This is a genomic window from Variovorax sp. Sphag1AA, from assembly GCF_014192575.1.
Lineage (GTDB): Bacteria > Pseudomonadota > Gammaproteobacteria > Burkholderiales > Burkholderiaceae_C > Variovorax.
The window spans coordinates 85,563-111,629 of record NZ_JACHYC010000002.1; the positions used below are offsets into that span (position 1 = coordinate 85,563).

The window sequence follows — 26,067 nt, forward strand, 5'->3', positions numbered from 1 at the left end:
CCCTAAGCTGTCAGCGACGATTCAGTTTGGCGACAGGCTCGGGTCAGTCGGCACTCCAAGAATGCGTTACGTCCCACGCCGTGGGCGAAACACTAGAAGGAGACGACATGGCAGCCACACTAGATTCACGGGGAGCGCCGTCCAGCGCGCCCCGTCCCATGACCGCCGAGGAGAAGAAGGTCATCTTCGCTTCCTCCCTCGGCACGGTCTTCGAGTGGTACGACTTCTACCTCTACGGTTCGCTCGCGGCGATCATCGCCAAGCAGTTCTTCAGCGGCCTCGATGCCGGCGCGGCTTTCATCTTCGCGCTGCTGGCTTTCGCGGCGGGCTTCCTGGTCCGTCCCTTCGGCGCCATCGTGTTCGGCCGTCTCGGCGACATGATCGGCCGCAAGTACACCTTCCTGGTCACGATCCTGATCATGGGTCTGTCGACCTTCATCGTCGGCCTGCTGCCGAGCTACGCCACCATCGGCGTCGCGGCACCGGTGATCCTCATTGCACTGCGTCTGCTGCAGGGCCTCGCGCTCGGCGGTGAGTACGGCGGTGCAGCCACCTACGTGGCCGAGCACTCGCCGCACGGCAAGCGCGGCGCGTACACCTCGTGGATCCAGACCACTGCAACGCTCGGCCTGTTCCTGAGCCTGCTGGTCATCCTCGGCGTGCGCGAAGGCGTCGGCGAAGCAGCCTTTGCCGACTGGGCATGGCGCATTCCGTTCCTCGTCTCGATCCTGCTGCTGGGCATCTCGGTGTGGATTCGCCTGTCGCTGTCCGAGTCGCCGGCGTTCCAGCGCATGAAGGCCGAGGGCAAGACCTCGAAGGCGCCGCTGGCTGAATCCTTCGGCCAGTGGAAGAACCTCAAGATCGTGATCCTGGCGCTCATCGGCCTTACCGCCGGCCAGGCCGTGGTCTGGTATTCGGGCCAGTTCTATGCGCTGTTCTTCCTGACGCAGCAGCTCAAGGTCGATGCGACCACCGCCAACCTGATGATCGCGGCTGCGCTGCTGATCGGCACGCCGTTCTTCGTCGTGTGGGGCACGCTGTCGGACAAGATCGGCCGCAAGTCGATCATCATGGCCGGCTGCCTGCTGGCCGTCGTGACCTACTTCCCGGTCTTCAAGATGCTGACCGAAGCCGCCAATCCCGACCTCGCGAAGGCACAGGCCACCGCAGGTGTCACGGTCGCGGCCGATCCGGCTTCCTGCTCGTTCCAGGGCAACCCGGTGGCACGCGAGATCGACTTCCGCAGCTCCTGCGACATCGCCAAGCGCTTCCTGGTGCAGAACTCGGTGAGCTATGAGCGCATCGACGCCCCGGCCGGTTCGCCTGCGGTGGTGAAGATCGGCGACGTGGCGATCACCTCGCCGGTCGGCAACGTGGTCAACCACAAGTTCGACGAAGCCTCCAGCAAGGACATCGCTGCCTTCAAGAAGAGCGTGACCGAGCAGCTCAAGGCCGCCGGCTATCCGAGCAAGGCCGATCCCGCCAAGATGAACAAGGTCCTGACCGTGGCGCTGCTCTTCTGGCTGGTGCTGCTGGTGACGATGGTCTATGGCCCGATCGCCGCCATGCTGGTCGAGATGTTCCCGACCCGCATCCGCTACACCTCGATGAGCCTGCCGTACCACGTCGGCAACGGCTGGTTCGGCGGCCTGCTGCCGACGACCGCCTTCGCGATCGTGGCCAGCACCGGCAACATGTACAACGGGCTGTGGTATCCGATCGTGATCGCGGCGATGACGCTGGTGATCGGCACGATCTTCATTCGCGAGACCAAGGACGTGGACATCTACGCGAATGACTAGCTAACCCCCAGCCTCGCTCACTTCGTGTAGCTCGGGCACCCCCTTGCAAGGGGCAATACCAGCGGCCCGGCTAAGCCGGTTCCGCGGTATTTCCCGGCTGACTGGACCAAGGCCTCGCGCCAGCAACGGCACGAGGCCTTTTCTTTGGAGATTCAAGGTATGTGGAAACTTATCGTCGGCTTCATCGTCTTCGCGGCGATCGTGATGTTCGTGATGATGAAGGCGGGCGGCAGTGTCGATATGTCGGGCGAGAAGCACGGCGGGGATTCGATGCATGCGCCGGCGCCTGCCGGTGGCGAATCGAAGTAGCTCGCGCTAGAAGCTCTCCGGTGCTCAATTCGGAGGCAATTCAGCGGCAGGCCGCGTGAATCCTGGCTTCGGGCACCTGCGTCCTCGTACAACTCACAACGTTATCCACAGAAATCCGGTGCAACTCGGTCAGGCGGCGTGTCGTTCGATCCAGTCGATCACGCCATTGACGCTGCGGAACTCATCCGCCGAGCGCGCGGGGATATCGGCGTGCCGTTCGTTCCACATGCGCGCGAGCGCCTGACCGGGGCCGATCTCGAGCACGCATCGCACGCGACGGGACGCGATGCCTTCCATGCATTCGTCCCAGCGCACGGTGTGGTCGATCTGGCGCGCGAGTGCGGCTCTGGCCTGATCGGCATTGCGGATGCGGCCGGCGACGTTGCTGAGCAGAGGGATTCGCGGCGATTCGACCGATCTAGCAGCGAGCAGCGTCTCGAAGGAATGCGCGGCCTCGCGCATCCATGGTGTGTGCGATGCGACGTTGACGTTGAGCCGCGTGACGTGGGCGCCTAGGCGTTGCGCCGCCTCGGTCGCGGTTCCAAGCGTCGCCTTGGGGCCGCCGAGGACCACGCTAACCGGGTCGTTGCGGATCGCCAGCGCAAGACCGAAATCCGCGCACAGTGCTTCGATCGATTCGTTGCCGAGGCCGCTCACTGCGATCAGGCCGCAGGCGCAGCGCTGGGCATCGCGGTCCATCAACTCGGCGCGGTGCCGCACCAGATCGACGGCGGTCGGCGCGTCGTAGACGCCGGCTGCGGCAAAGGCGGCCACTTCTCCAACGCTGTAGCCAGCGACGAGCGCCGGCATGGCGAGGTGCGGGGCGAGCGTGGTCCATGCCGCGAGCCCCAGTCCGGTCAACAGCAACTGCGCGTTGGCATTGCGGCCCGCCCAATCCGGATCGCGCAAACGCTCACGCCAGTCCAGGCCCAGTTCGCGCTCCACGCTTTGCAGCAGTTCGTTCTCGGTCAGCCACGGCAGCATGGCGGAATGCTGCATGCCCTGGCCCGAGAAGATCAGCGCGTAGCTCATGCCAACCGTGTGCAGACCCGTCGCATCCAGCAGGCCGCCGCCAGCGTGTCTGCCGCGCCGCCGGGCGACAGGCGGCGCGCGACGAAATCGCGATGAAGGGACCAGGCGGCTTCGAAGCGATCGTCGGCCCCCGCGCCGCCGCGATCCAGATAGCCGCGCGCCGCATGTTGCGCGTGCTGCAATCCCGCGAGGCCGCCGCGATGCGCGAGGTTGCTGTCGTCGAGCGAAGCCATGATCGAGAACAGCGTTTCGAGGCGTGCGCGTTGCGAGTTCAATCCGCGCTTCACCGCTGCATCGAGTGCCGGCACGGCGATGTCGAACAGCACTGGAAATCCGAGCGCGGCTTCTTCGGAGGCGCTGCGCAGTCCATAGCGGCGCGCGGCAATGCCGCCGGGGAGCATCGAGACGCGGCGGCTGCGCGCATGGAGCGCGTCGCCCCAATGGCGATGCAACGCTGCACGCAGCGTGGCCGGGGTGAGCGCTTGGCCATCGCTCGCCAACGCGCCCGCCGATGCGCAAAGAAGCCCGAGCGTGAAGATGGCGCCGCGATGCGTGTTGATGCCGCCAGTCGCTGCGAGCATTCGCGCTTCGGCTGCAATGCCACAGCGTTCCAGCGCGTCGAAAGGCGCGTGCGCCTCGCCCAATGCCGCGATCTGCACGAAGTAGTGACGCAGTGCGAACAGGCTGCGCATGAAGGTGTGGGCATCCATGTCGGCGTGGCTGCCGCTGTCGATGAACGACACCAGCCCCGGCTTGGGTGCGAGTTCGAGTTCGTCGTGCAATGCGAGCGTTGCGGCGCGTCCGATGTCGGCGGCCGTCAGGCGATGCACGTCGCTGTATCTGGCGAGCGCGGTCATGCCGCCATCTCCAGCGCGGGTGCGTGCCGCTGCACGAAGGATGCATCCGCCATCGACGCGCCATGCAGTCGCTTCACGAGCAGGTGCCGCGCCCGCCCCGCGCGCCATGCCTGCCATTCGCGCCACGCGACGGCCGTGCCATCTTCAAAGACCAGTTCGCCGTCGATCCGTGGATGGCGGGGCGCGAAGCCTTCGAGGTGATATGCGACGGCGTCCGCCTGATCGGCATCGCGTACGCCGATCCACAAGTCGATGTCGGACGTTTCGCGCACATACGGGAGGCCAGTCAGCAACTGCCAGCCGTAGGCGCCATAGACGCGCGCCGGGGCGCCGCAGGTCGCAAGCTGCCGGCCCAGCGCGCGCCACGCAGCGCGCGGGATGCGCGGCAACAGGCCGGCGGCATCGTCGAAGCGGGGGAACTCGTCGAACCACACCAGCGCGCTGCGGGGCACATGGACGGCGAGTCGCCGGCGATCCCATTGCAGCGGGGCTGGCAGCCCCAACGCGATCGGTGCATCGCGCTGCGCGCTCGCAGGCTGCCGCGTGACGACCAGCGGCAGCCGGTGCGCGGCCCAGTGGTCGATGCAGGCCCGCGCCTGTGCGTCCCATGCGCGCGCACGGATCTCTGCCCATCCTGCGTCGGAGAGACAGGCCAGCCGATGGCGTCGAAGCGGCATCATGGCCGGCCTCAGGCGGCGTCCAGCACGCGCTGCGCGATCGACGCAGCCAGTCGGCGACCGCCGCGCTCGGCACCGTCGATGGCGCGCCGGTCGTCTCTTGGCGTGTGCGCAAGCGCGTCGCGCAGGGCAGCGGGCAGGTCGCCATCCCAAAGCGAACGCACGCCGCCCATCGCAACGTAGTTCGACACGCCGGGCGCGAACACGGGGTTCGATTTGGAGAGCGCCTCGAGCATCTCCTCCGGGAGCTTGGTCACGCGCGCCATTGCGGGAATGCGCATCACGCGGATCTCGGCTTCGGGCAGTGCGTAGCACGCATCTGCTATCAGGCCCGAAGTGATGAAGCCGCCGGACAGCGCCTGGTCATACACGAGGCCGATCACGCGGTGGCCGCGACGTCGCGCGAGATCGATGCTCGCGCCGAGGTGCGCCATCGCGCGGTTGATGCCGAGCAGTTCATCGCGCCGGCGCAGTTGCTGGCCCTGCGTGTCGATGAGGAGCACGATCGGCCGCTCGGGATGCTGCGCAATCGTGTCGAGCACCACGCGCGCCTGTGCCAGCGCGAGCCTGACGCCGATCGGCGCGTGGTTCGTGGTGCCGACGACCGTGAGGGGGCGGCCATCGAACTGCACCGTGCCGTGCAGGAAGTCGCCGTCTGCCTTGATGCCGTGCCCCACGCCGAAGAGGCGCGTGGCGAGAAGGTTCCAGTCCATGGTCTTGTTCCTCATGCAAGGCGAAGCGCACGCACCGCCGGTACATCGAGATCCGGCACGCGTGCGGCTTCGGGAATGCCCAGCCGCGACCACAGCGCGGTGGCCTCATCGCCGTCTTCCACATCCGCCAGCATGCGCAGGCGCGCGGCGAGCAGGGCGTGTTCGCTTTCCAGCGATTCGGGCGTGACCGGCTTTGCCGCGCCGATCGCCTGGAGGGCTGCATCGCGGAATGCCGCTGCGTCGTCTTCGACGAGCGCATCGCAATCGCCGGTCAGCCAGCGATGCTTGCCGCCCGTGGTGCGCCACACCAGCGCACGGTCGCGCGAGTCGAACTCCTCGACGCCGAACGATGCCTCGATCACTTCCGGTCCGGACATCGCGAGCCGCCCCACGTCGCTCATCACGATGTGGTCAGTGCAGCGCGCGACGATGCCCATGCCGCCGAAGCAGCCGTTGGCGCCACCGATCAGCGTGATCACCGGCACGCCCGCGGCTCGCACATCGAGCACGGCACGCATGACCTCCGACACCGCGATCAACCCGGCGTTGGCCTCATGCAGCCGCACGCCACCCGATTCCGCAAGCAGCAGCACGGCGGCCGGCCGGTCGCGCAGCGCGCGGCGCAGCAGGCCGACCAGCTTGGCGCCGTGCACTTCGCCAACCCCACCGCCCATGAAGGCGCCTTCCTGCGCGGCGACGAACACATCGTTCCCGCCGAGCTTCGCGCGGCCGATCGCCACGCCATCGTCGAAGGACGAGGGCACGCCCAGTTGCGCGAGATGCGGGCTGGTGAGCCGCTCCGCAGGCGGCAGCCATTCTTGGAACGTTCCGGCGTCCACCACGAGCGCGAGGCGCTCGCGTGCAGAGCATTCGGCGTAGCTGATCATGGCCGTCCTCCCTTCGCGGCATCGGGCAGTTCGGCCACTGCCTGGTCGAGCCGCAGGCTGACGACGGCAGGTGTCGCGCCCATGTCGTTGATCGAGATGCGTACGCCAGCCAGCGGATGCCGCTCGTGAAAGTCGCCGAGCACCGCTTCCCAGATCGGCCCGAAGCCACGCGCCGAGGTCTCGACGCGAACGTTGCAGCCGTTGCCGCCGGCCGCTTCGAGCAGCACTTCCAGATTGCCGGAGCCGACGACGCCCACCAGCACGGGCGCAAAGGCGCCGGCCGGTCGTGTGCCGGTGAAGGAGAAATCCAGGGCTTCGAGCCCTGCGGGGATGGTCATGGTCGTTCTCCTGATCACCAGTTTCTGAATCGCTTGGGCGGCTGATAGAGGCCACCCGATGCACGTACGAGGTCGCGCATGCTGCGTGCGGCCAGCAGGTTGCGCGTGGCCTGGCGCGGATCGATGCCGAGGTCTTCCGGCCGACGGATCACGCCGCGGTCGCGCAGGTTCTCCACGGCGCGGCGGTCGCGGCCCAGGCCGATCGCGGTGTAGCCGGCCACGCCGCGGATGGCCTGCTCGCGCTCCGCATCGTTGCGGCACAGCAGCAGGTTCGCGATGCCTTCCTCGGTGAGGATGTGCGTGACGTCGTCGCCGTAGATCATGATCGGCGGCAGTTCCATGCTGGCCTGCTCCTGCAGCGTCCACGCATCGAGCCGGTCGACGAAGGCGGGCTGCATGTGCTCGCGGAAGGTCTCGACCATCTGCACCACCAGCTTCTGTCCGCGGGGTGTGCCGGCCGCGCCCCCGCGACCGCTGCGTGCCTCGCGGCCGGCCTTGAGCCACGCTGGGCTCGCATGGCGCCTGCCGCGCGCGTCGGCGCCCATGTTCGGCGCGCCGCCGAATCCTGCGATGCGACCCAGCGTCGCGGTCGAGCTGTTGCCGTCGAGATCGATCTGCAGCGTCGAGCCGATGAACAGGTCGCAGGCATAGTGGCCCGCCGCCTGGCACATCGCGCGGTTGCTGCGCAGACTACCGTCGGGGCCGGTGAAGAACACGTCGGAGCGCGCGCGGATGTAGTCCTCCATGCCCAGCTCGGAGCCGAAGGAGTGCACCGACTCCACCCAGCCGGCCTCGATCGCCGGGATCAGTGCCGGGTGCGGATTGAGCGCCCAGTGCTTGCAGATCTTGCCCTTGAGGCCCAGCGACTCGGCATAGGTCGGCAGCAGCAGCTCGATCGCCGCGGTGTCGAAGCCGATGCCGTGGTTGAGCCGCTGCACGCCGTACTCGGCGTAGATGCCCTTGATGGCCATCATCGCCATCAGCACCTGGATCTCGCTAATCTGCGCCGGGTCGCGCGTGAAGAGCGGTTCGATGAAGTTGGGCCGGGGTGCCTTGACGACGAAGCTCACCCAGCCGGTTGGAATGTCGACACGCGGCAGCGTGGTGGTGGCGCCGTCGACCAGTTCGTTGACCTGCGCGATCACGATGCCGCCCGAGAAGGCGGTGGCCTCCACGATGACCGGTGTGTCTTCGGTGTTGGGGCCGGTGTAGAGATTGCCTTCAGCATCGGCCGCGTGCGCTGCCACCAGCGCGACCTGCGGCGTGAGGTCGACGAAGTAGCGCGCGAACAGTTCGAGGTAGGTGTGGATCGCGCCGATCTCGATGCGCCCACCCGACACCAGCTTTGCCAATCGTCCGCCCTGCGGGCCCGAGAAGCTGAAGTCGAGCTTCGCCGCGATGCCGTTTTCGAAGACGTCGAGATGCTCAGGCAGCGCGAGCACCGACTGGACCATGTGCAGGCCATGCACCTTGGACGGATCGACCTCCACCAGTGCGCGCGCCAGGAAGTCGGCCTGCTTCTGGTTGTTGCCTTCGAGGCAGACGCGATCGCCCGGCTCCAGCACGGCCTCCAGCAGTTTGCCTATCGCCTCAGCAGCGACGCGCTTGCCGACAAGATCGGCGCCGAGTGCGTTGGCCGCTCGCGCGAGGCGCGCGGCGCGGTTCTCGGCCTTGGTGTTCCAGTTCATGCGATCCATGGGGATTCCTCAACCCACCAGTGCCCTGGTGGCAAAAAACAGCACCGACGGACCCATCAGGCAGCCGAGGCCGGTGTGGAAAGTCGCCACCAGTGCGCCGTAGGGCACCAGCTTGCGATCTGTGGCGGCAAGGCCGGCGGACACGCCGCTCACTGTGCCTGCGAGGCCGCCGAACACCATCGCCGAGCGCGGTGTCTTCAGTGCGAGAAAGCGCGCGGCGATCGGGGTGCCGACCATCACGATGATGGCTTTCACCAACCCGGTGGCGATGCTCAGCGCCATCACATCGGGGCTCGCGCCGATGGCAGCACCCGTCACGGGGCCGACGATGTAGGTGACTGCGCCCGCACCAATGGTGGTCATGCTCACTGCATCCGAATAGCCGAAGCTCCACGCAATGGCGGCGCCGACGACGAAGGGCAGCACCGTGCCGAGCAGCAGCGACACCGCGCCGATCAAGCCGGCCTTGCGCGCTTCGGTGGCCTGCACTTCGAAGGCGGTTGCGACGATCGCGAAGTCGCGCAGCATCGCGCCGCCCATCAAGCCGATGCCGCCGAAGAGCGACATATCGGCGAGGCCCTTGTGGCCGCCGGTCTGCGTACCGCCCCAGTAGGCGAGCCCCAGGCCGATGACGATCGCGATGGCGGAACCGTGCACGCGGCCGAAGGTCAGCCGGCGCGAGATCTGGCCCGAGATCAGGATGACCAGGCCGACCACCGCGAAGGCGGTCACGAGGCCGTTCTGCATGGCGGCTTTTTCGAGGATTTCGATCATGGTGTTGCTCCTCGATTCCGTTACTCGGCTTCGGTCAGCAAGGGGTTGTCATGGAGCCTCGGCGCGGCCTCCGTTTCTTCCTCCGGCCGTTCCGAGCGATTGATCGCGGCGATCACGCAAGCGCAGACCGCGACGGCGGCGATGGCCGAGAGCACCGCGACAGGGCCGCCGCGCAGCGCCGACACCATGTCCTGTTGAGCGGCCATGGCCACGACGACGGGGATGTACATGGCGCCCCAGTACTCCACGCCGAGTTCCGTCAGCTTGGGGAGCATGTTTCGCTTCTGCATGTAGAGCCGCGCGAAGATCAGCAGCAGCATGGCGATGCCGACGCCGCCCACATTGGTCTTCACGCCGAGCGCCTGCCCCAGCAGGTCGCCAAGGAAGATGCCCAGCAGGTGGCACACGGCCAGCAGGGCGGTTCCGAAAATGATCATGTGCGTCTCCTTTTGTGTCTCGCGCGGAATGCGCGGCGCTATGGAGACGTACGGTATCGGCGGCCCTCCGCACGATCAATTAACGGGGGACCGCGACGCTTACGGCGCGTGAAACGGTCGCGGGTAAACCCTCAGGCCAGTTCGGACTTCGAACTGCGGCACAGCGCCAGCAACGCGAGCAGATTGGGGTCGCGCTCGCGGGTGCGCAGGAAGTTCACCGCGATGGTCTGGCGCACCAGGTACCTGGGCTGCAGCGGCACCAGCCGCACGTTGGTCGGCAACGCCCCGCGCACGCGGCCTGGCAGCAGCGTGTAGCCGACGCCGCCGCTCACCAGATTCATCAGCGAAAAGATGTCGCCGGTGCGCATCACGACATCGGGCGTGAAGTCGGCGATGCGGAACGACTCCATGAAACCGGCGTAGGTCACGAAGCCTTCGGACAGGCTCACGAAGCGCTCGTGCCGGCACGCGCCGAGGTCGACCTCGCCCATCTCCGCATACTTCGATCCGGTCGGTGCGGCGAAGAAGATGTCGTCTTCGAAGAGCGGCTCGGATTCGACATCCTGCGCTTCGTCGGGAATTGCCATCAGCACCGCGTCGACCGCGCCGTCGCGCAGCTTCTGCAGCAGGTCGGCATTCGAGCCCAGCACTAGCTCGGTGTGCAGGTCGGGCTTGCGCAGCTTCATGCCCATGATGACCTTGGGCACCGTCCGGCTGGTCAGCGAGAAAAGCGAGCCGATGCGGATGCGGTCGGCCGAATAGCCCGCCACTTCGCGCGTGGCCCGGATGCCTTCAGCCATCGTGCGGACGACTTCGCGGGCGACGTCGGCCAGCGCCCGCGCCGCTTCGGTGGGCAGCAGGTTGCGGCCCTCGAGCCGGAACAGCGCACAACGCGCGCCCGTCTCCAGCGAGTGCAATGCGCGATGCACGCTCACGGTGCTGATGTCGAGCTTTTCGGCGGTTCGCGCGAGGTTGCCGGTCTCCATGAAGGCCAGGAGGATCTCCAGCTTGCGGAACGTGATCTCTTCGTCGACGAGGAATGTCATGGGCTGGCAGGAAGTCGGTTTTGAGCCGGATTGTGGGCCGCTTGCGGCGCCGCCGGACGTGTGTCGTTGTGTAAGCGATCCGCTCGGCAGTGGCCTTGGGCCGCCGCAAGCGAAGGTGCGGCCGAATTCCTAGAATGTCTGCCCCATTCTGCAAAGCACTCATGACACAGGGCTCCATCCGCATTCGCGGCGCGCGTCAGCACAACCTCCAGAACCTCGATCTCGACATCCGGACCGGCCAGATGACGGTGGTCACCGGGCCGAGCGGCTCGGGCAAGTCGAGCCTGGTGTTCGACACCCTCTACGCCGAAGGCCAAAGGCGTTACGTCGAGACGTTCTCGGCCTATGCACGGCAGTTTCTCGACCGCATGGACAAGCCGGCGGTCGACAAGGTCGAGGGCGTACCCCCCGCCATCGCCATCGACCAGACGAATCCGGTGCGCTCGTCGCGCTCGACCGTCGGCACGATGACCGAACTCAACGATCACCTGAAGCTGCTCTTCGCGCGCGCGGCGCAGCTGTTCGACCGTGAAACCGCGCTGCCGGTGCGGCACGACTCGCCCGACACGATCTACGCCGAACTGGTTTCCCGTGCGGCAGCGGCGGGCGATCCGCGGGTGGTGTTGACCTTTCCGGTCGAGTTGCCGGCGAGCACCTCGGCGGAAGAAGTCACCCAATGGCTCTCTGCGAGCGGCTTCACGCGCATCCAGGCCGAGCGCGAGGTTGCGACGCCGACTGGCCCGCGCAAGGTGCTCGACGTGGTGGCCGATCGATTCCGCATGTCGAGCGCCGAGCGTGCGCGCGTCATCGAGGCGATCGAAGTGGCGCTCAAGCGTGGCAGCGGGCGGCTCACCGTCTACGCGCTGGCCGCTGAAGAGGGAAGCGAGCCGGAAGTCTGGAAGTTCTCGACCGGCCTGCATTGCCCCGAAAGCGACATCCGCTACACGGACCCGATCCCGTCGATGTTCTCGTTCAACTCGGCCGTGGGTGCGTGCGAGACCTGCCGGGGCTTCGGTCGCGTGATCGGCGTCGATCTCGGTCTCGTGATCCCCAACGACAAGCTCACGCTGCGCGCGGGTGCGATCAAGACCATCCAGACGCCTGCATGGAAAGAGGCGCAGGACGATCTGATGCGCCACGCGGAGGCCGCCGGTATTCCGCGCGACACGCCATGGAACAAGCTCACCGACGAGCAGAAGCAGTGGGTCGTCGAAGGTACGCCCAACTACAAGGAAGGCAACTGGAGCAAGCAGTGGTACGGCATCCGCCGCTTCTTCGGCTACCTGGAGAGCAAGGCCTACAAGATGCACATCCGCGTGCTCTTGTCCAAGTACCGCAGCTACACGCCGTGCCCGACCTGCGCCGGTGCGCGCCTCAAGCTCGAAAGCCTGCTGTGGCGCATCGGCAGCAAGGAAGACGCCGATGACGTGCTCGATCCTTCGAAGCGCTTCATGCCCAAGGGCGCGAAGTGGTCGCGCGCACAGCTCGAATCGCTGCCGGGGCTGTGCCTGCACGACCTGATGCTGATGCCGATCGAACGGCTGCGCCGCTTCTTCGACGGCATGGAGAGCCACGGCAACCAGAGCAACGCGAGCGAAGGCGAGGTGCAGGCGCTCAAGCTGCTGTTCGAGGAAATCACGACGCGGCTGCGCTACCTGCATGACGTGGGCATCGGCTATCTCACGCTGGACCGCCAGAGCCGCACGCTGAGCGGCGGCGAAGTGCAGCGCATCAACCTCACGACCGCGCTCGGCACGTCGCTGGTGAACACGCTCTTCGTGCTTGACGAGCCCAGCATCGGCCTGCATCCGCGCGACATGAATCGCATCACCGAAGCGATGCTGCGCCTGCGCGACGCAGGCAACACGCTGGTGGTGGTCGAGCACGACCCGGCCGTGATGCTCGCGGCGGATCGCGTCATCGACATGGGGCCCGGCCCCGGCGTTCGCGGTGGTCGCGTGGTGTTCGATGGCACCACCAACGCACTGCGCGACGCCGACACGCTGACCGGCCAATACCTCGGCGGCCGTAAGCAGATCGGCATGGGCTTCCGCCGCATGGTGAGCGAGAACACGCCGCGCCTGATCCTCGAAGGCGTGCGCGAGCACAACCTGAAGGATGTGACGGTGGAAATTCCGCTGTCGCGCCTCGTCTGCATCACAGGCGTGAGCGGCTCGGGCAAGTCGACGCTGGTGCAGGACGTGCTCGCGCCGGCGCTGATGCGGCACTTCGGCAGGGCGACCGAGTCACCCGGTGCACACGACCGGCTGCTGGGCGCCGACCATCTGAGCGACGTGGTGTTCGTCGACCAGTCGCCGATCGGCAAGACGGCACGCTCCAATCCCGCGAGCTATGTGGGCGCGTGGGACGCGATCCGCGAGATCTTCGCGACGGCCGCATTGGCGCGCCAGCGCGGCTACACCTCGTCGAAATTCAGCTTCAACAGCGGCGACGGGCGCTGCCCGACCTGCGGCGGCTCGGGCTTCGAGCATGTGGAGATGCAGTTCCTGTCGGACGTGTACCTGCGCTGCCCGGATTGCGACGGCAAGCGCTATCGGCCGGAGATCCTTGAAGTCACCATCGAGCGCAAGGGCCGCACGATGAACGTGGCCGATGTGCTCGAACTGACGGTGGCCGAAGCGGCCGCCACGTTCGATGGCGACCGCGAGGTGCTGCGCGTGCTGCAGCCGATCGTCGATGTGGGTCTCGACTACGTGAAGCTCGGGCAGCCGGTGCCGACGCTGAGCGGCGGCGAGGCGCAGCGCCTGAAACTCGCGGGCTTCCTGGCGGAGGCCGCGAAGAGCGGCAGCGCGAGCAAGCAGCCGCTGGCGCGCAAGGGCACGCTGTTCCTCTTCGACGAGCCGACGACCGGCCTGCACTTCGACGACATCGCCCGGCTGATGCGCGCGCTGCGCAAGCTGCTCGATGCGGGGCATTCGCTGGTGGTGATCGAGCACAACCTCGACGTGATCCGCGCGAGCGACTGGATCATCGACCTCGGCCCCGAAGGCGGCGAGGGCGGTGGCCAGATCGTCGCGGTCGGCACGCCGGAGCAGGTGCGCGAGAACCGTGCGTCGCTGACTGGTGAGGCGCTGGCGGACTACGAACTCGCGATCGGCCCGGGTGCATACAAGGTGGCCGAGCGTGCGGCACGCGAGTACGCGGCGCATGCGCAGCCGGTGCAGGGGCGCGATGCGATCCAGATCGTCAATGCGCGCGAGCACAACCTGAAGCACCTGTCGGTCGATATTCCACGCGGCAAGTTCAGCGTGGTGACCGGCGTGAGCGGATCGGGCAAGTCGACGCTGGCGTTCGACATCCTCTTCAACGAAGGGCAGCGGCGGTATCTCGAATCGCTCAATGCCTATGCGCGGAGCATCGTGCAGCCGGCGGGGCGGCCCGAGGTGGATGCTGTGTACGGCATTCCGCCGACGGTGGCGATCGAGCAGCGTCTGTCGCGCGGCGGGCGCAAGAGCACAGTGGGCACGACGACCGAGGTGTGGCATTTCCTGCGGCTGCTGTACGTCAAGCTCGGGGTGCAGCATTGCATCCACGACGGTGCGGCGGTGCAGCCGCAGACGCCGGACAGCATCGCGGCGCAGTTGCTGAAGAACTTCAAGGGACAGCACGTCGGGCTGCTTGCGCCGCTGGTGACGAATCGCAAGGGTGTCTACACCGAGCTCGCCGACTGGGCGCGTCCGCGCGGCTACACGCATCTGCGGGTGGATGGCGAGTTCCTGCCGACGACCAACTTCCCGCGCATCGATCGCTTCAAGGAACACAGCATCGAGCTGCCGGTCGCGAGCCTCGATGTGCTGCCTTCGCAGGAAACCGAACTGCGGCAGGCACTCGCGCGTGCGCTGGAGCACGGTAAGGGCGTGGTGCATGTGCTGAGCGATCTCACCGGGCTTCGCGGCGCGATGATGGCCGGTGCGCCGACCAACGGGATCGGGCGTGCGCATGTCTTTTCGACACTGCGCGCGTGTCCGGTGTGCAGCACCAGTTATGCGGAGCTCGATCCGCGTCTGTTCTCGTACAACAGCAAGCACGGCTGGTGCCCCGATTGCGTGGGCACGGGCGTGAAGCTCACGAAGGAGCAGCGCAAGGTCTACGACGACTCGGTGATGGCCGACGACCAGAAGGGGCGCGAGCAGACTTTTGCGGAGCCTGAAGCCGAGGACGTGGGTGATGTGGCGTGTCCGAAGTGCGAGGGCACGCGGCTCAACCCCACAGCGCGTGCGGTGCTGTTCGGTGCTTCGGATGCATCGGGCAATGGCGGCATCGGTATCACGCAATTGGCGCGCATGAGCGTGAGCGACATTCGCGTGTGGTTCGAAGGCTTGCGGCTTTCGGGGCGTGAGGCGGAGATCGCGCGCGACCTGGTGCCAGAGATTCGCAGCCGGCTTGAATTCCTCGAAGAGGTGGGGCTGGGGTATCTCACGCTCGATCGCGGCGCGCCGACATTGAGCGGCGGCGAGGCGCAGCGCATTCGTCTGGCGGCGCAGCTCGGCAGCAATCTGCAGGGCGTCTGTTACGTGCTCGACGAGCCGACGATCGGCCTGCATGCGCGCGACAACCAGATCCTGCTGGATGCCCTGCACAAGCTGGGTGACAAGGGCAACACGCTGGTGGTGGTGGAACACGACGAGGACACGATCCGTCGCGCCGATCACATCATCGATATCGGTCCGAGTGCGGGCAAGCGCGGTGGGCGCTTGGTTGCCGAGGGCACGGTGGCCGAGATCCAGGCGGCGAACGATTCGCAGACGGGGCGCTATCTGCGGGATGCGATCAAGCATCCGCTGCAGGCGCGGCGGCCTGTACCGTCGCCGGAGCCGGGTGCGCCGGACTGGCTGACGGTGCGTGACGCTGACATGCACAACCTTCAGGATGTGACGGTGTCGCTGCCGCTGAAGCGGTTGGTGGCGGTGACGGGCGTGAGCGGCTCGGGCAAGTCGACGCTGGCGCGCGACGTGTTGCTGGCCAATGTGCACGCGGTGGTGGTGCAACGCATGACGAAGGCGGGGCGCGATTCGGATGCCGCGGGCAAGCGGCCGGCGTGGGCCGGCTGCAAGTCGGTGGAGGGGTACGAGACGATCGATCGCGTGCTCGAGGTCGACCAGACGCCGATCGGCAAGACGCCGCGCAGTTGCCCGGCGACCTACATCGGGTTCTGGGACACGATTCGCAAGCTGTTTGCGGACACGCTGGAGGCGAAGGCGCGAGGCTATGGGCCGGCACGCTTCAGTTTCAACACGGGTGAGGGGCGTTGTCCGGGGTGCGAGGGCGCTGGCGTTCGCACGATCGAGATGAGTTTCCTGCCCGACGTGAAGGTACCTTGCGAGGTGTGCCATGGGGCGCGCTTCAATCCGGAAACGCTGGCGGTGAGCTGGCGTGGCAAGAGCATCGGCGATGTGCTGCAAATGGAGGTGGACGAGGCGGTGGAATTCTTTGCCTCGATGCCGAACATCAGTCACCCTTTGCAGTTGCTGAAGGATGTGGGGCTGGGGTATCTGACGCTGGGGCAGCCTTCGCCGACGTTGTCGGGTGGGGAGGCGCAGCGGATCAAGCTGGTGACGGAGTTGAGCAAGGTGCGCGACGATGTCACGCGGCGGGGCAACAAGACGCCGCACACGCTCTATGTGCTCGACGAGCCCACTGTGGGCTTGCACATGGCGGATGTGGAGAAGCTGATCCACGTGCTGCACCGGCTGGTGAATGGCGGGCACAGCGTGGTGGTAATCGAGCACGATCTCGATGTGATCGCCGAGGCGGATTGGCTGATCGATCTGGGGCCTGAGGGCGGTAACGGGGGTGGGCGCATCGTGGCTGCTGCGCCGCCTGAGGAGGTTGTGGCGCTGGGGACGCACACGGGGGTGGCCTTGGCGCCTGTGTTGGCTCGGGCGGCGCGGTCTTCCAGTGTTGTTGTGCCATTGCCTGTTCAGGATCACGCTGCTGAAGGGTTGCGTAAGGAGGCCTGAGTTCGCTTTCTTTGGGGCGTCCGCCCGGTCTGCGCCGCACCGCAGACCGGGCTCCAGGGTCTTCTGCGGGCGCTGCCTTTGTTGGCGGGGTACGCTTGGGGATGCTTACCGTCTTCAATGACCTCCATACCGTTCATCACGGCAAGGTGGAGATGTTTCGCGGGCAGTTGGTGCCTTGCTTTGAAGTGCCGGCTCGTGCGGACTATGTGCTGCGGGAATTGCAGGAGCGCAATCTGGGGCTGATCGTGCCGCCTGTCGTATTTGACGAAGCGGTGCTGGCGCGGGTTCATTCGCAGCGCTATCTCGACTTTCTCTCCACCGCGTGGGACGAATGGGTTGCGCTCGATCCTGCCAACGTGGACCGCGATGCGCTGCCTTCCTATTGGCCGATTCGTACTTTCCGCGCCGATGTGCTGCCGGCGAGTTTTCCGGCGCGCATGGGGTTGTTCTCGTATGACGCTGGTACGCCGCTGACTGCAGGCACTTGGCAGGCCGCACGAGCGGGCGCCTTCTGCGCATTGACGGCCGCGGCGCGCGTGCTGCGCGGAGAGCGCGCCGCTTTCGCGTTGACGCGGCCGCCGGGGCATCACGCGGGGGCGGATTTCTTTGGGGGCTACTGCTTTCTCAACAACGCTGCGATTGCGGCGCAGGCGCTGCGCGATGCGGGCGTGGATCGCGTCGCGGTGCTGGACATCGACTATCACCATGGCAACGGCACGCAGGCGATCTTCTATGACCGCGCCGATGTGCAGTTCACCAGCATTCATGGCGATCCGCACACCGAATATCCGTATTACCTGGGCTATGCCGACGAGCGTGGCGCGGGTGATGGGCTGGGCTTCAATCGCAACATCCCGTTGCCGCGCGGCACGGGCTTCGAGAAGTGGCGTGATGCCTTGAAGGACGCGCTGCGTGGCATCGCCGAGTTCAAGGCCGGAGCGCTCGTCGTGTCGCTTGGCCTTGATACGTTTGAGGGCGATCCGATTGCGGGCTTCACGCTCGCCACGCCCGACTATCTACGTATCGGCGAAGACCTCGCGCGGGCCGGTCTGCCGACTGTCTTCGTTTTCGAGGGCGGGTACGCGGTGGCGGAGGTGGGCGCGAATGCGGTGAACGTGTTGGACGGATTCATGCAACACATTGCCTGACCGGGGGCTTACCCGGTTGCCTGTTGAATGTCCCGGCGGCCAAATGGCGGGCCTTTAACGGGAGCAACAACATGATTCGTCGACACCTTCTCTGCGCTGCCTTGCTGGGCGCCGCGGTGACCACGGGCGCGTATGCGCAAGGTTTTCCGAGTCGGCCGATCAAGCTGATCATCGCCTTCCCTGCCGGCGGGCCGACCGACATCACGATGCGGCAACTGGCCGACAACGCATCGAAGATCATTGGCCAGCCGATCGTGATCGACAACAAGCCCGGTGCGGGCGGCACGCTGCCTGCACAGGCATTGCAGACCGCGGCGCCCGATGGCTACACCATCGCGCAGATTCCGCTCGGCGTGTTCCGCCTGCCGTACACCACCAAGATCACGTGGGACCCGGTGAAGGACATCAGCTATGTCATCAATCTCACGGGTTACGCGTTCGGCATCGCGGTGCCGGCCGACAGCCCGTTCAAGAGCTGGAACGACTTCGTCGCCTACGCGAAGGCCAATCCGGGGCGGCTCACCTACGGTTCGACGGGCACGCTGACGAGCCCGCACCTGACGACCGAGCTGATCGCGCAGCAGCTTGGCATCCAGCTCCAGCATGTGCCTTACAAAGGCAGCGCAGATCTCGCACAGGCGGTTCTTGGCGGGCATTTGATGGCGATCGCCGATTCCACCGGCTTCGCGCCGCTGGTCGAGTCGGGCAAGCTGCGGGTGCTCAACACGTGGGGCGACAAGCGGCTCGCGAAATTCCCCGATGCGCCGACGCTGAAGGAGCTTGGGATCGACGTGGTGCAGAACTCGCCGTTCGGCATTGGCGCACCCAAGAACACGCCGCCGGAAATCGTGAAGAAGCTGCACGACGCGTTCAAGCAGGCGATGGAGGAGCAGAGCTACGTCGCCGCGCTGGGCCGTTACGACATGCTGCCGATCTACATGAACTCCGCCGACTACACGAAGTTCGCGCAGACGACGTTCACGCGCGAGAAGGCGTTGATCGAGAAGCTGGGGCTCGCGAAGCCGCAATGAAAAAAGCCCCGCATGCGGGGCTTTTTTGTTGTGCGCGGATGCGTTACTTGGCGCGCGCCGCGATGGCCTGTTCGGCCTTGGTCACGAGGTCGTTGCCGACGGTCGACTTCCACTTGTTGTAGACCGGGCGGGTGGCCTTGATGAAGGCATCGCGCTCGGCGGGCGTCAGGTTGGTCACGGTCACGCCCATGGCGGCGATGTCCTTGAGCACGGGCTTGTCGGCTTCGACGAGGCCCTTGCGAGCCAACGTGATGTTCTGCTTGCCTGCGTCGATGGCGGCCTGGCGGACGATGGCCTGGTCGGCCGGGGTCCATGAGGACCACACTTCCTTGTTGACGACGAACACGAGCGGGTCGCAGACGTAGCCCCAGGTGGTGACGAACTTCTGTCCGACCGTGTGCATCTTGAGCACGGTGAAGAGGAAGAGCGGGTTCTCCTGGCCGTCGACCGCGCCGCTGGCGAGTGCGGGCTGCGCATCGGCCCAGCTCATCTGGGTCGGGTTGGCGCCGAGTGCGGTGAAGGTGTCGGAGAAGATCGGCGAGCCGACGACGCGGATCTTCATGCCCTTGAGATCATCGGGTGACTTGATCGGCTTCTTGGAGTTGGTGATTTCGCGGAAGCCGTTTTCGCCCCATGCGAGGGGCACGACGCCAGCCTTTTCGAGGGTGGCGAACATTTCCTTGCCGACTGCCCCTTGGGTGAGGGTGTCGACGGCGGTGTAGTCGGGCATGAGGAAGGGCATCGAGAACAGGTTCAACTGTTTGACCTGCGGCGACCAGTTGATGGTGGAGCCGACGGCCATGTCGATGACGCCCTGGCGGAGTGCGCTGAATTCGCGGGTCTGGTCGCCCTGGATGAGCGAGACGCCGGGGTAGAGCTTGATGTTGATGCGGCCCTGGGTACGCTCCTTGACGAGGTCGGCCCAGATGCGGCCTGCTTCACCCCATGGGGTTGGGGGGCCTAGCACCAGGGACATCTTGTATTCGGCCTTGTAGTTCTGGGCGGTGGCGCTGACGGAGAAGCCGCCCAGGGCGGCTGCGACGGCCAGGAGGCCGATGAGGGAACGACGGAACTTCATGACTTGGTCTCCTTTGGGTTAACTGCTTATGTGGGGGGGGGGCCGCCCGGGTTGCGGTGCGGCGCTGCGGGCTTCACTACGCCGGCCGCTTCGCGGCTGCCCTGCGGTGCTCGCCTTTCGCGGGGTCTCGCGCAAACTCGCTTCGCTCAGACATGCGCGAGCCCTTGTCCGCGAAAGGCTGCGCTCCTCGGCGGCGTAGAGGCGCCCGCAGCGCCGCATCGCAACCCGGGCTCCGCTGTGCACGAGGGAGCGGCTCGTCTGCGACGTCGCGAGGGGTTGATCGACAGCGGAGTTTGGGGCGGACAGTTCTTCCCTAACTTTTCCACGGTGGTGGGCGGCATGGGCTTGGCCGGCCGTTGCGGCACCGCCGAGCAGCGCAGCGGTATGCGGATCAGGGCTGCGCATGTTTGAGCGAAGCGAGTTTGCGCGGACCCCGCGTACCGCGAGCAGCGCAGGGCAGCCGCGAAGCGGCCGGTGACGTCGGCCGGCCAAGCCCATGCCGCTCACCACCGCCCCCCACCCCGAAGTCACTCATTTCAATACCCCAACTCATGAGGCAGCCACAGCGCCAGCCCAGGCCAGATGATCACAGCGACCATCACGAGGAACATCGCGAACAGCATCCATCCGACCCATCGCACGGTTTCTTCCATGCGCACGTTGGCAATGCGGCACGACACCATCAGGTTCACGGCCAGCGGCGGGGTGAACTGCCCGAGCGCGACCTTGAGCGTGAGGATCACGCCGAACCACACCGGGTCCCACTTGTAGTGCTGCACGATCGGCCACAGCAGCGGCACGAAGATCAGGAAGATCGACACGCCGTCGAGGAACATGCCGACGGTGATGAGCAGGAGGATCAGCAGCGACAGCACGCCGTATTCGCCCAATCCCGAGTTGACGATCGCGCGTGTGACCGGGTCGATCACGCCCAGCGTCGAGAGCGAATACGCAAAGATGCCCGCGAGCGACACCACCAGCAGGATCACCGCCGAGAGTTCGCCTGATTCGCGCAGGATCGCGAAGAGGTCGCGGACCTTGATCGTGCGGTGGATCGCCATGCCGACGAAGAGGCCGTAGAACACCGCCACCACAGCAGCTTCGGTCGGCGTGAAGAGGCCGGCGCGCATGCCGCCGAGGATGAGCACCGGCGCAGCGAGGCCCCAGGTCGCTTCGCGGAAGCTCTTCCAGAAAGGCGGACGCGGCAGGCTCGATTCGAGCGCGCCCATCTTGTGTTTGCGCGCGAGCCACACGGCCGGAACGATGAGCGCGATGCCGGCGAGGATGCCCGGCACCATGCCGGCCGCGAAGAGCGCCGGGACCGATGCGCCTGGCACGAGCACCGAATAGACGATGAACGCGACCGAAGGTGGGATCAGGATGTCCGTCGCCGCCGCCGCGCCGACGACGCTGGCGGAATAGGCGTCCGGATAGCCTGCGCGCGACATTGCCGCGATCATCACCGCGCCGACCGCTGCCGCATTGGCCGGGCCCGAGCCCGAGATGCCGCCCAGGAACATCGCGACCACGATCGCCACCAGCGGCAGCATGCCGGGTCCGCGCCCGACGATCGCGATCGCGAAATTGACCAGCCGAAGCGCCACACCGGAGCGATCGAAGATCGACCCCACCAGCACGAACATCGGGATCGCCAGCAGCGGGTACTTGCCGAGGCCGGCATAGAAGTTCTGCGGCACCGCGAGCAGACCGAACCATTGCGCATCGCCGTTTGCCAGGGCAATGCAGGCCGCGCCCGCGAGGCCGAGCGCCGCGCCGATCGGCACGCCGACCAGCATCATCACGATGAAGGCGACGAAGAGGAGCGTCGGGATCATTGCTTCGCGTCCTCGTCGTTCGTCTTCCGTCCGCGGCGGATGAACAGGCCCACGGCACGCAAGGCGATCGCGAGCGACACGATCGGCAGCCAGATCGAATACCACCACTGCGGCACACCGATGCCGGGGGAGGTCTCTTCGAAGCGATAGTCGTCCCACACCACGCGCACGCTCAGTGCGGCGATCAGGAAGAAGAGCAGCGCCACCATTGCCGCGCCGAACTGCGCGAGGCGCTTGCGGCGGGCCATCGAGCCGCTTTCGGCGAAGTATTCGATGCGGATGTGGCGGTCACGCGCCACGGCGGCGGAGCCGGCCACCAGGGCCAGCAGGATCATGAGGAACACCGAGAACTCTTCCGTCCACGCGAAGGAGGAGTCGGTGAAGTAGCGCACCACGACGTTGGCGAAGGTGATGCACGCCAGAAGGCCCATGATGACCACCGTCGCCCAGTCCTCGATGGCGAGCGGCACGCGCGTCTGCTCGTCGGCGGCTTCGATTTCAGGGGGGAGGGGGCTGGCGGCGTCCAGCACGGGGCCGGACTCGTTGGGAGTGGTCATCGGACAGCTGAGGCATACGCCGTGTCGCCGGGCGGTCGCCGGGACGCGATCCGTACACCTCGACAGGGAAGCAGTGATCGATCGTAACGATCGATGACCTTTCATTCATCGGGGGATTTCCTTAGCTCCTCCCCCGATGCCTGCCTCCCGATGCCGGTCAGTCGAAGTAGCTTCGGGCCCGGTCGAGGTGCTCGCGGCACTCGCGGACCATGCGGTCGAGCAGCTCCGCGCAGGTCGGCACGTCGTCGATCAGCCCGATGCATTGGCCGGCCGAAACCACGCCGCCGTTGACTTCGCCGGACGCCAGCGCCGCCCGGCCTCGTACGCCGGCGACCAGCGGGCGGATGTCCTCGAACTGGCAGCCGCCGGGGCGGTTCTCGGTCGCGACCACTTCCTCGGAGATCGCGTTCCTGAACACGCGCGCGGTGTTCTTCATGGTGCGGAACATCAGCTTGGTGTCACGCTCCGAGGCTGCGACCAGCGCCTGCTTGATGTTGTAGTGGATCGGCGCTTCCTGCGTCACGCAGAAGCGTGTGCCCATGTTGACGCCTTCGGCGCCAAGCGACAGCGCCGCCGCCATGCCCCGTCCGTCCGCGATGCCGCCAGAGGCAATGATCGGGATGCTGAGCGCGCGCGCCGCGATCGGCAGCAGCACGAGGCCCGGTACGTCGTCCTCGCCCGGATGGCCCGCGCATTCGAAGCCGTCGACCGACACCGCGTCGACGCCATTGCGCTCCGCCGAGAGCGCATGACGCACGGACGTGCACTTGTGGACGATCTTGATCCCGTGCGCCTTGAACTGCGCAATGAAGTCCCGCGGGCTGTTGCCAGCCGTCTCGACGATCTTCACGCCGCTGTCGATGATGGCCTGCACGTATTCGGCATACGGCGGCGGCTTCATCGCGGGGAGGATCGTGAGATTCACGCCGAACGGCTTGTCGGTCATCGTGCGCGTGCGCTCGATCTCGCGGCGCAGGTCGTCGGGCGTCTGCTGCGTGAGCGCCGTGATGATGCCCAGGCCGCCGGCGTTGGAGACCGCCGAGGCCAGCTCCGCCAGCCCGACCCATTGCATGCCGCCCTGGATGATCGGGTAGCGGATGCCGAGCAGTTCGGTGACGCGGGTCTTCATGATCAGAGCGCCTTGACGAGTTCCGGCACGGCCGTGAACAGATCAGCCACGAGGCCGTAGTCGGCCACCGAGAAGATCGGGGCTTCTTCGTCCTTGTTGATCGCGACGATGACCTTGGAGTCCTTCATGCCCGCAAGGTGCTGGATCGCGCCGGAGATGCCTGCTGCGATGTAGAGCTGCGGGGCGACGATCTTGCCGGTCTGGCCGACCTGCCAATCGTTGGGGGCGTAGCCTGCGTCCACGGCTGCACGGCTGGCTCCCAGTGCTGCACCGAGCTTGTCCGCCAGGGGCGTCATCACTTCGTTGAACTTCTCGGCGCTGCCCAGCGCCCGGCCACCCGAGACGATGATCTTGGCTGCCGTCAGTTCGGGGCGGTCGCTCTTGGTGACTTCACGGCCCACGAAGCTGCTCTTGCCGCTGTCCGCCACACCTTCTGCGTTCTCGACTGCTGCGCTGCCGCCGGTAGCTGCTGCAGCGTCGAAGCCGGTGGTACGAACGGTGATGACCTTGATCGAATCACTGCTCTGCACGGTCGCAATGGCGTTACCGGCGTAGATCGGGCGCTCGAAGGTGTCGGCACTATCCACCTTGGTGATGTCGCTGATCTGGGCCACATCCAGCTTGGCTGCGACGCGCGGAGCTACGTTCTTGCCGTTGGCAGTGGCGGGGAACAGGATGTGGCTGTAGTTCTTCGCAATGGCGAGAACCTGCGCTGCAACGTTCTCGGCAAGGTTGTCAGCCAGGGAGGGGCTATCCGCCACGATCACCTTGGCAACACCTGCCACTTGAGAGGCGGCCTTGCCGGCTTCAGCGGCATTGGCGCCAGCCACGAGAACGTGCACATCCCCGCTTTGGCAGGCAATCCCTGCGGTCACGGTGTTCAGGGTCGCCGGCTTGAGGGTGGCGTGGTCGTGTTCGGCAATAACAAGTACGGTCATGACAGTCTTCCTCAGATCACCTTGGCTTCGTTCTTCAGCTTGTCCACCAGCGCTGCGACATCGGGCACCTTGATGCCGGCGCCGCGCTTGGGAGGCTCTGCAACCTTGAGGGTCTTCAGGCGAGGAGTTGCGTCCACGCCCAGATCCGCCGGGGTCACCGTGTCGAGCTGCTTCTTCTTGGCCTTCATGATGTTGGGCAAGGTGACATAGCGCGGCTCATTCAGGCGCAGGTCGGAGGTGATGACTGCGGGGAGCGAGAGGGACAGGGTTTCGAGGCCGCCATCCACTTCGCGGGTAACGCTGACCTTGTCGCCCGCGACTTCGACCTTGGAGGCGAAGGTGGCCTGGGGCAGATCAGCCAGCGCAGCCAGCATCTGGCCGGTCTGGTTGTTGTCGTCGTCGATGGCCTGCTTGCCGAGGATGACGAGCCCGGGTTGTTCCTTGTCGACCAGCGCCTTGAGCAGCTTGGCGACGGCGAGCGGCTGAAGTTCTTCCGCCGATTCAACGAGGATGCCGCGATCCGCACCGATGGCCATCGCGGTGCGCAGCGTCTCCTGGCACTTCGCATCGCCGCAGGACACGGCGATGACCTCGGTGGCAACGCCCTTCTCCTTCAACCGAACAGCCTCTTCGACAGCAATCTCGTCGAAGGGGTTCATGCTCATCTTCACATTGGCAATGTCCACACCGGTGCCATCGCTCTTCACGCGCACCTTCACGTTGTAGTCGACGACCCGCTTGACGGGAACAAGGATCTTCACGGTCTTACTCCTTCGATTGCAAATTCGTTCACTCGAGCTTCGCGCCCGATTGCTTGATCAGGCGCTCCCAGATCGGGCGCTCCTTCTTGTAGGCCTCGGCAAAGATCTCGGGCGAGCTGTCCTTCACCTCGAAGCCCATTGCCGCGATGCGCGATTGCACGTCGGGCTGTTGCGTTGCCTTGCGGACTTCCGCGGCGATTCGCTCCACGATGGGCTTCGGCGTCTTGGCCGGTACGGCAATCGCGAGCCAGCCGGTCACGCGATAGGCCTCGTCCTTCAGGCCCTGTTCGGCCAGCGTGGGCACGTTCGGCAGCACGCTCATGCGGCGGTCGCCGGTCACGCCGATCGCCTTGAGCTTGCCCGCCTCGATGTGCGGCTTGGCGACCAGCGCGCTCGCGAAGGCCATCTGGATCTGCCCGCCCAGCAGGTCCTGGATCATCGGCGCCTCACCCTTGTAGGCAACATGGTTCATGTCCGCTTGCTGCGTGAGGCTCATGTGCGCGCCTGCCAGATGCGGATAGGCCCCGATGCCGTACGAGCCATAGGCGACCTTGCCCTTGTTGTCGCTGACGTACTTCAAGAGCTCGGGGCCGGTCTTGACCGGCACGCTCGGGTTCACCACCAGCACCAGCGGGGCCGCCGCGATCTGATAGACCAGCGTGAGGTCGCGCTCCGTGTCGTAGGGCAGCTTCGCGTACAGGAACTGATTGGTCAGCAGCGAATTGCTCAGCGACAACACGATCGTGTAGCCGTCAGGCGCGGCCTTGGCGACGGCGTCGGTGCCGATGATGCCGGCCGCTCCGGCCTTGTTGTCGACGATCACCGGCTGGCCCATGCTGGCCGCCATCTTCTCGCCGATCACACGTGCGAGCACATCGGTGGCACCACCCGCGGGGAAGGGCACCACCAGCCGGATCGGCTTGGAGGGATAGGTCTGGGCGTGCACGGCTGCAAGGCCGAAGAGGGCGGCAGCGGATGCCGCCACGCGCAGGCACGTCCTGCGGCTGGGCAGAAATGCGTTCATGGTTGTCTCCTGAATT

The 26,067-nt window shown here is 66.2% G+C and carries 22 protein-coding genes; 5 read left to right on the forward strand and 17 right to left on the reverse strand.

Going from position 1 to position 26,067, the window contains the following annotated elements; all coding sequences use genetic code 11:
* The first annotated feature begins 107 nt into the window (after nucleotides 1–107).
* Nucleotides 108–1,802, forward strand: a complete 1,695-nt coding sequence (locus FHW64_RS06955; protein WP_184524482.1) for an MFS transporter — start codon at nucleotides 108–110, stop codon at nucleotides 1,800–1,802.
* 159 nt (nucleotides 1,803–1,961) lie between these two features.
* Nucleotides 1,962–2,111 carry a hypothetical protein gene (locus FHW64_RS06960; RefSeq protein ID WP_184524485.1) on the forward strand — a complete coding sequence of 50 codons (150 nt, stop codon included), beginning with the start codon at nucleotides 1,962–1,964 and terminating at the stop codon, nucleotides 2,109–2,111.
* A 129-nt stretch (nucleotides 2,112–2,240) separates the two neighbouring features.
* On the opposite strand, the gene FHW64_RS06965 is transcribed toward FHW64_RS06960, so the two are convergent.
* The 10 genes from FHW64_RS06965 to FHW64_RS07010 form a co-directional block, all read right to left on the reverse strand.
* Complete coding sequence (locus FHW64_RS06965) at nucleotides 2,241–3,143, reverse strand: malonate decarboxylase subunit epsilon (RefSeq protein WP_184524487.1); 903 nt, start codon at nucleotides 3,141–3,143, stop codon at nucleotides 2,241–2,243.
* Entirely contained in the window at nucleotides 3,140–4,000 is an 861-nt protein-coding gene (gene mdcB, locus FHW64_RS06970) for a triphosphoribosyl-dephospho-CoA synthase MdcB (RefSeq protein ID WP_184524489.1), read from the reverse strand. Before mdcB ends, FHW64_RS06965 begins: the two co-directional genes overlap by 4 nt.
* Nucleotides 3,997–4,680, reverse strand: coding sequence for a malonate decarboxylase holo-[acyl-carrier-protein] synthase (mdcG, locus tag FHW64_RS06975; RefSeq protein ID WP_184524491.1), 684 nt, complete (start codon nucleotides 4,678–4,680; stop codon nucleotides 3,997–3,999). The genes mdcB and mdcG overlap by 4 nt, the downstream gene beginning before the upstream one ends.
* An 8-nt stretch (nucleotides 4,681–4,688) precedes the next feature.
* A complete protein-coding gene (gene mdcE, locus FHW64_RS06980) occupies nucleotides 4,689–5,390 on the reverse strand; it encodes a biotin-independent malonate decarboxylase subunit gamma (RefSeq protein WP_184524493.1) in 702 nt (233 codons plus the stop codon).
* A gap of 11 nt (nucleotides 5,391–5,401) precedes the next feature.
* Nucleotides 5,402–6,277 carry a biotin-independent malonate decarboxylase subunit beta gene (locus tag FHW64_RS06985; RefSeq protein ID WP_184524495.1) on the reverse strand — a complete coding sequence of 292 codons (876 nt, stop codon included), beginning with the start codon at nucleotides 6,275–6,277 and terminating at the stop codon, nucleotides 5,402–5,404.
* Nucleotides 6,274–6,615 (reverse strand): malonate decarboxylase acyl carrier protein, encoded by a 342-nt coding sequence (mdcC, locus tag FHW64_RS06990; protein WP_184524496.1) that lies wholly within the window; start codon nucleotides 6,613–6,615, stop codon nucleotides 6,274–6,276. Before mdcC ends, FHW64_RS06985 begins: the two co-directional genes overlap by 4 nt.
* Before the next feature lie 14 nt (nucleotides 6,616–6,629).
* A complete protein-coding gene (gene mdcA / locus FHW64_RS06995; RefSeq protein WP_184524497.1) occupies nucleotides 6,630–8,312 on the reverse strand; it encodes a malonate decarboxylase subunit alpha in 1,683 nt (560 codons plus the stop codon).
* Between the two features lie 9 nt (nucleotides 8,313–8,321).
* Entirely contained in the window at nucleotides 8,322–9,086 is a 765-nt protein-coding gene (madM, locus tag FHW64_RS07000) for a malonate transporter subunit MadM (protein WP_184524499.1), read from the reverse strand.
* Between the two features lie 20 nt (nucleotides 9,087–9,106).
* The gene (gene madL, locus FHW64_RS07005) at nucleotides 9,107–9,523 is read right to left on the reverse strand and encodes a malonate transporter subunit MadL (protein WP_184524501.1); all 417 of its coding nucleotides are present in this window, start codon (nucleotides 9,521–9,523) and stop codon (nucleotides 9,107–9,109) included.
* A 131-nt stretch (nucleotides 9,524–9,654) separates the two neighbouring features.
* Entirely contained in the window at nucleotides 9,655–10,569 is a 915-nt protein-coding gene (locus FHW64_RS07010) for a LysR family transcriptional regulator (RefSeq protein WP_184524503.1), read from the reverse strand.
* A gap of 161 nt (nucleotides 10,570–10,730) precedes the next feature.
* Here FHW64_RS07010 and uvrA point away from each other — a divergent pair, with 161 nt between their 5' ends.
* The 3 genes from uvrA to FHW64_RS07025 all read left to right on the forward strand — a co-directional run bounded on the left by uvrA (nucleotide 10,731) and on the right by FHW64_RS07025 (nucleotide 18,729).
* Nucleotides 10,731–16,550: an excinuclease ABC subunit UvrA gene (uvrA, locus tag FHW64_RS07015; RefSeq protein ID WP_260303708.1), complete on the forward strand. Its 5,820-nt coding sequence runs from the start codon at nucleotides 10,731–10,733 to the stop codon at nucleotides 16,548–16,550.
* Between the two features lie 101 nt (nucleotides 16,551–16,651).
* Nucleotides 16,652–17,698, forward strand: a complete 1,047-nt coding sequence (locus FHW64_RS07020; protein ID WP_184524505.1) for a histone deacetylase family protein — start codon at nucleotides 16,652–16,654, stop codon at nucleotides 17,696–17,698.
* Nucleotides 17,699–17,769: 71 nt separating this feature from the next.
* A complete protein-coding gene (locus FHW64_RS07025; RefSeq protein WP_184524507.1) occupies nucleotides 17,770–18,729 on the forward strand; it encodes a tripartite tricarboxylate transporter substrate binding protein in 960 nt (319 codons plus the stop codon).
* Between the two features lie 43 nt (nucleotides 18,730–18,772).
* On the opposite strand, the gene FHW64_RS07030 is transcribed toward FHW64_RS07025, so the two are convergent.
* The 7 genes from FHW64_RS07030 to FHW64_RS07060 form a co-directional block, all read right to left on the reverse strand.
* Nucleotides 18,773–19,807 (reverse strand): DctP family TRAP transporter solute-binding subunit, encoded by a 1,035-nt coding sequence (locus tag FHW64_RS07030; RefSeq protein WP_184524509.1) that lies wholly within the window; start codon nucleotides 19,805–19,807, stop codon nucleotides 18,773–18,775.
* 536 nt (nucleotides 19,808–20,343) lie between these two features.
* Nucleotides 20,344–21,642 carry a TRAP transporter large permease gene (locus tag FHW64_RS07035; protein ID WP_184524511.1) on the reverse strand — a complete coding sequence of 433 codons (1,299 nt, stop codon included), beginning with the start codon at nucleotides 21,640–21,642 and terminating at the stop codon, nucleotides 20,344–20,346.
* Entirely contained in the window at nucleotides 21,639–22,199 is a 561-nt protein-coding gene (locus FHW64_RS07040) for a TRAP transporter small permease (RefSeq protein ID WP_184524513.1), read from the reverse strand. The genes FHW64_RS07035 and FHW64_RS07040 overlap by 4 nt, the downstream gene beginning before the upstream one ends.
* 157 nt (nucleotides 22,200–22,356) lie before the next feature.
* Nucleotides 22,357–23,328: a nitronate monooxygenase family protein gene (locus FHW64_RS07045; RefSeq protein WP_184524515.1), complete on the reverse strand. Its 972-nt coding sequence runs from the start codon at nucleotides 23,326–23,328 to the stop codon at nucleotides 22,357–22,359.
* A 2-nt stretch (nucleotides 23,329–23,330) separates the two neighbouring features.
* A complete protein-coding gene (locus FHW64_RS07050) occupies nucleotides 23,331–24,266 on the reverse strand; it encodes an electron transfer flavoprotein subunit alpha/FixB family protein (RefSeq protein WP_184524517.1) in 936 nt (311 codons plus the stop codon).
* A gap of 11 nt (nucleotides 24,267–24,277) precedes the next feature.
* Nucleotides 24,278–25,027 (reverse strand): electron transfer flavoprotein subunit beta/FixA family protein, encoded by a 750-nt coding sequence (locus tag FHW64_RS07055; protein WP_184524519.1) that lies wholly within the window; start codon nucleotides 25,025–25,027, stop codon nucleotides 24,278–24,280.
* 28 nt (nucleotides 25,028–25,055) lie between these two features.
* Nucleotides 25,056–26,051 (reverse strand): tripartite tricarboxylate transporter substrate binding protein, encoded by a 996-nt coding sequence (locus tag FHW64_RS07060; protein ID WP_184524521.1) that lies wholly within the window; start codon nucleotides 26,049–26,051, stop codon nucleotides 25,056–25,058.
* Between the last annotated feature and the right edge of the window lie 16 nt (nucleotides 26,052–26,067).

Excerpts from the sequence above, each read along its gene's own strand:
- FHW64_RS07050 (WP_184524517.1), bottom strand. The coding sequence starts at position 24,266 with ATGACCGTACTTGTTATTGCCGAACACGACCACGCCACCCTCAAGCCG.
- mdcB (WP_184524489.1), bottom strand. The coding sequence starts at position 4,000 with ATGACCGCGCTCGCCAGATACAGCGACGTGCATCGCCTGACGGCCGCC.
- FHW64_RS07045 (WP_184524515.1), bottom strand. The coding sequence starts at position 23,328 with ATGAAGACCCGCGTCACCGAACTGCTCGGCATCCGCTACCCGATCATC.
- madL (WP_184524501.1), bottom strand. The coding sequence starts at position 9,523 with ATGATCATTTTCGGAACCGCCCTGCTGGCCGTGTGCCACCTGCTGGGC.
- mdcA (WP_184524497.1), bottom strand. The coding sequence starts at position 8,312 with ATGGATCGCATGAACTGGAACACCAAGGCCGAGAACCGCGCCGCGCGC.
- FHW64_RS07010 (WP_184524503.1), bottom strand. The coding sequence starts at position 10,569 with ATGACATTCCTCGTCGACGAAGAGATCACGTTCCGCAAGCTGGAGATC.
- FHW64_RS06985 (WP_184524495.1), bottom strand. The coding sequence starts at position 6,277 with ATGATCAGCTACGCCGAATGCTCTGCACGCGAGCGCCTCGCGCTCGTG.
- FHW64_RS07025 (WP_184524507.1), top strand. The coding sequence starts at position 17,770 with ATGATTCGTCGACACCTTCTCTGCGCTGCCTTGCTGGGCGCCGCGGTG.
- FHW64_RS07060 (WP_184524521.1), bottom strand. The coding sequence starts at position 26,051 with ATGAACGCATTTCTGCCCAGCCGCAGGACGTGCCTGCGCGTGGCGGCA.
- FHW64_RS07020 (WP_184524505.1), top strand. The coding sequence starts at position 16,652 with ATGCTTACCGTCTTCAATGACCTCCATACCGTTCATCACGGCAAGGTG.
- FHW64_RS07040 (WP_184524513.1), bottom strand. The coding sequence starts at position 22,199 with ATGACCACTCCCAACGAGTCCGGCCCCGTGCTGGACGCCGCCAGCCCC.
- uvrA (WP_260303708.1), top strand. The coding sequence starts at position 10,731 with ATGACACAGGGCTCCATCCGCATTCGCGGCGCGCGTCAGCACAACCTC.
- FHW64_RS07035 (WP_184524511.1), bottom strand. The coding sequence starts at position 21,642 with ATGATCCCGACGCTCCTCTTCGTCGCCTTCATCGTGATGATGCTGGTC.
- FHW64_RS07030 (WP_184524509.1), bottom strand. The coding sequence starts at position 19,807 with ATGAAGTTCCGTCGTTCCCTCATCGGCCTCCTGGCCGTCGCAGCCGCC.
- mdcG (WP_184524491.1), bottom strand. The coding sequence starts at position 4,680 with ATGATGCCGCTTCGACGCCATCGGCTGGCCTGTCTCTCCGACGCAGGA.
- FHW64_RS06955 (WP_184524482.1), top strand. The coding sequence starts at position 108 with ATGGCAGCCACACTAGATTCACGGGGAGCGCCGTCCAGCGCGCCCCGT.
- madM (WP_184524499.1), bottom strand. The coding sequence starts at position 9,086 with ATGATCGAAATCCTCGAAAAAGCCGCCATGCAGAACGGCCTCGTGACC.
- mdcC (WP_184524496.1), bottom strand. The coding sequence starts at position 6,615 with ATGACCATCCCCGCAGGGCTCGAAGCCCTGGATTTCTCCTTCACCGGC.
- FHW64_RS06965 (WP_184524487.1), bottom strand. The coding sequence starts at position 3,143 with ATGAGCTACGCGCTGATCTTCTCGGGCCAGGGCATGCAGCATTCCGCC.
- FHW64_RS06960 (WP_184524485.1), top strand. The coding sequence starts at position 1,962 with ATGTGGAAACTTATCGTCGGCTTCATCGTCTTCGCGGCGATCGTGATG.
- mdcE (WP_184524493.1), bottom strand. The coding sequence starts at position 5,390 with ATGGACTGGAACCTTCTCGCCACGCGCCTCTTCGGCGTGGGGCACGGC.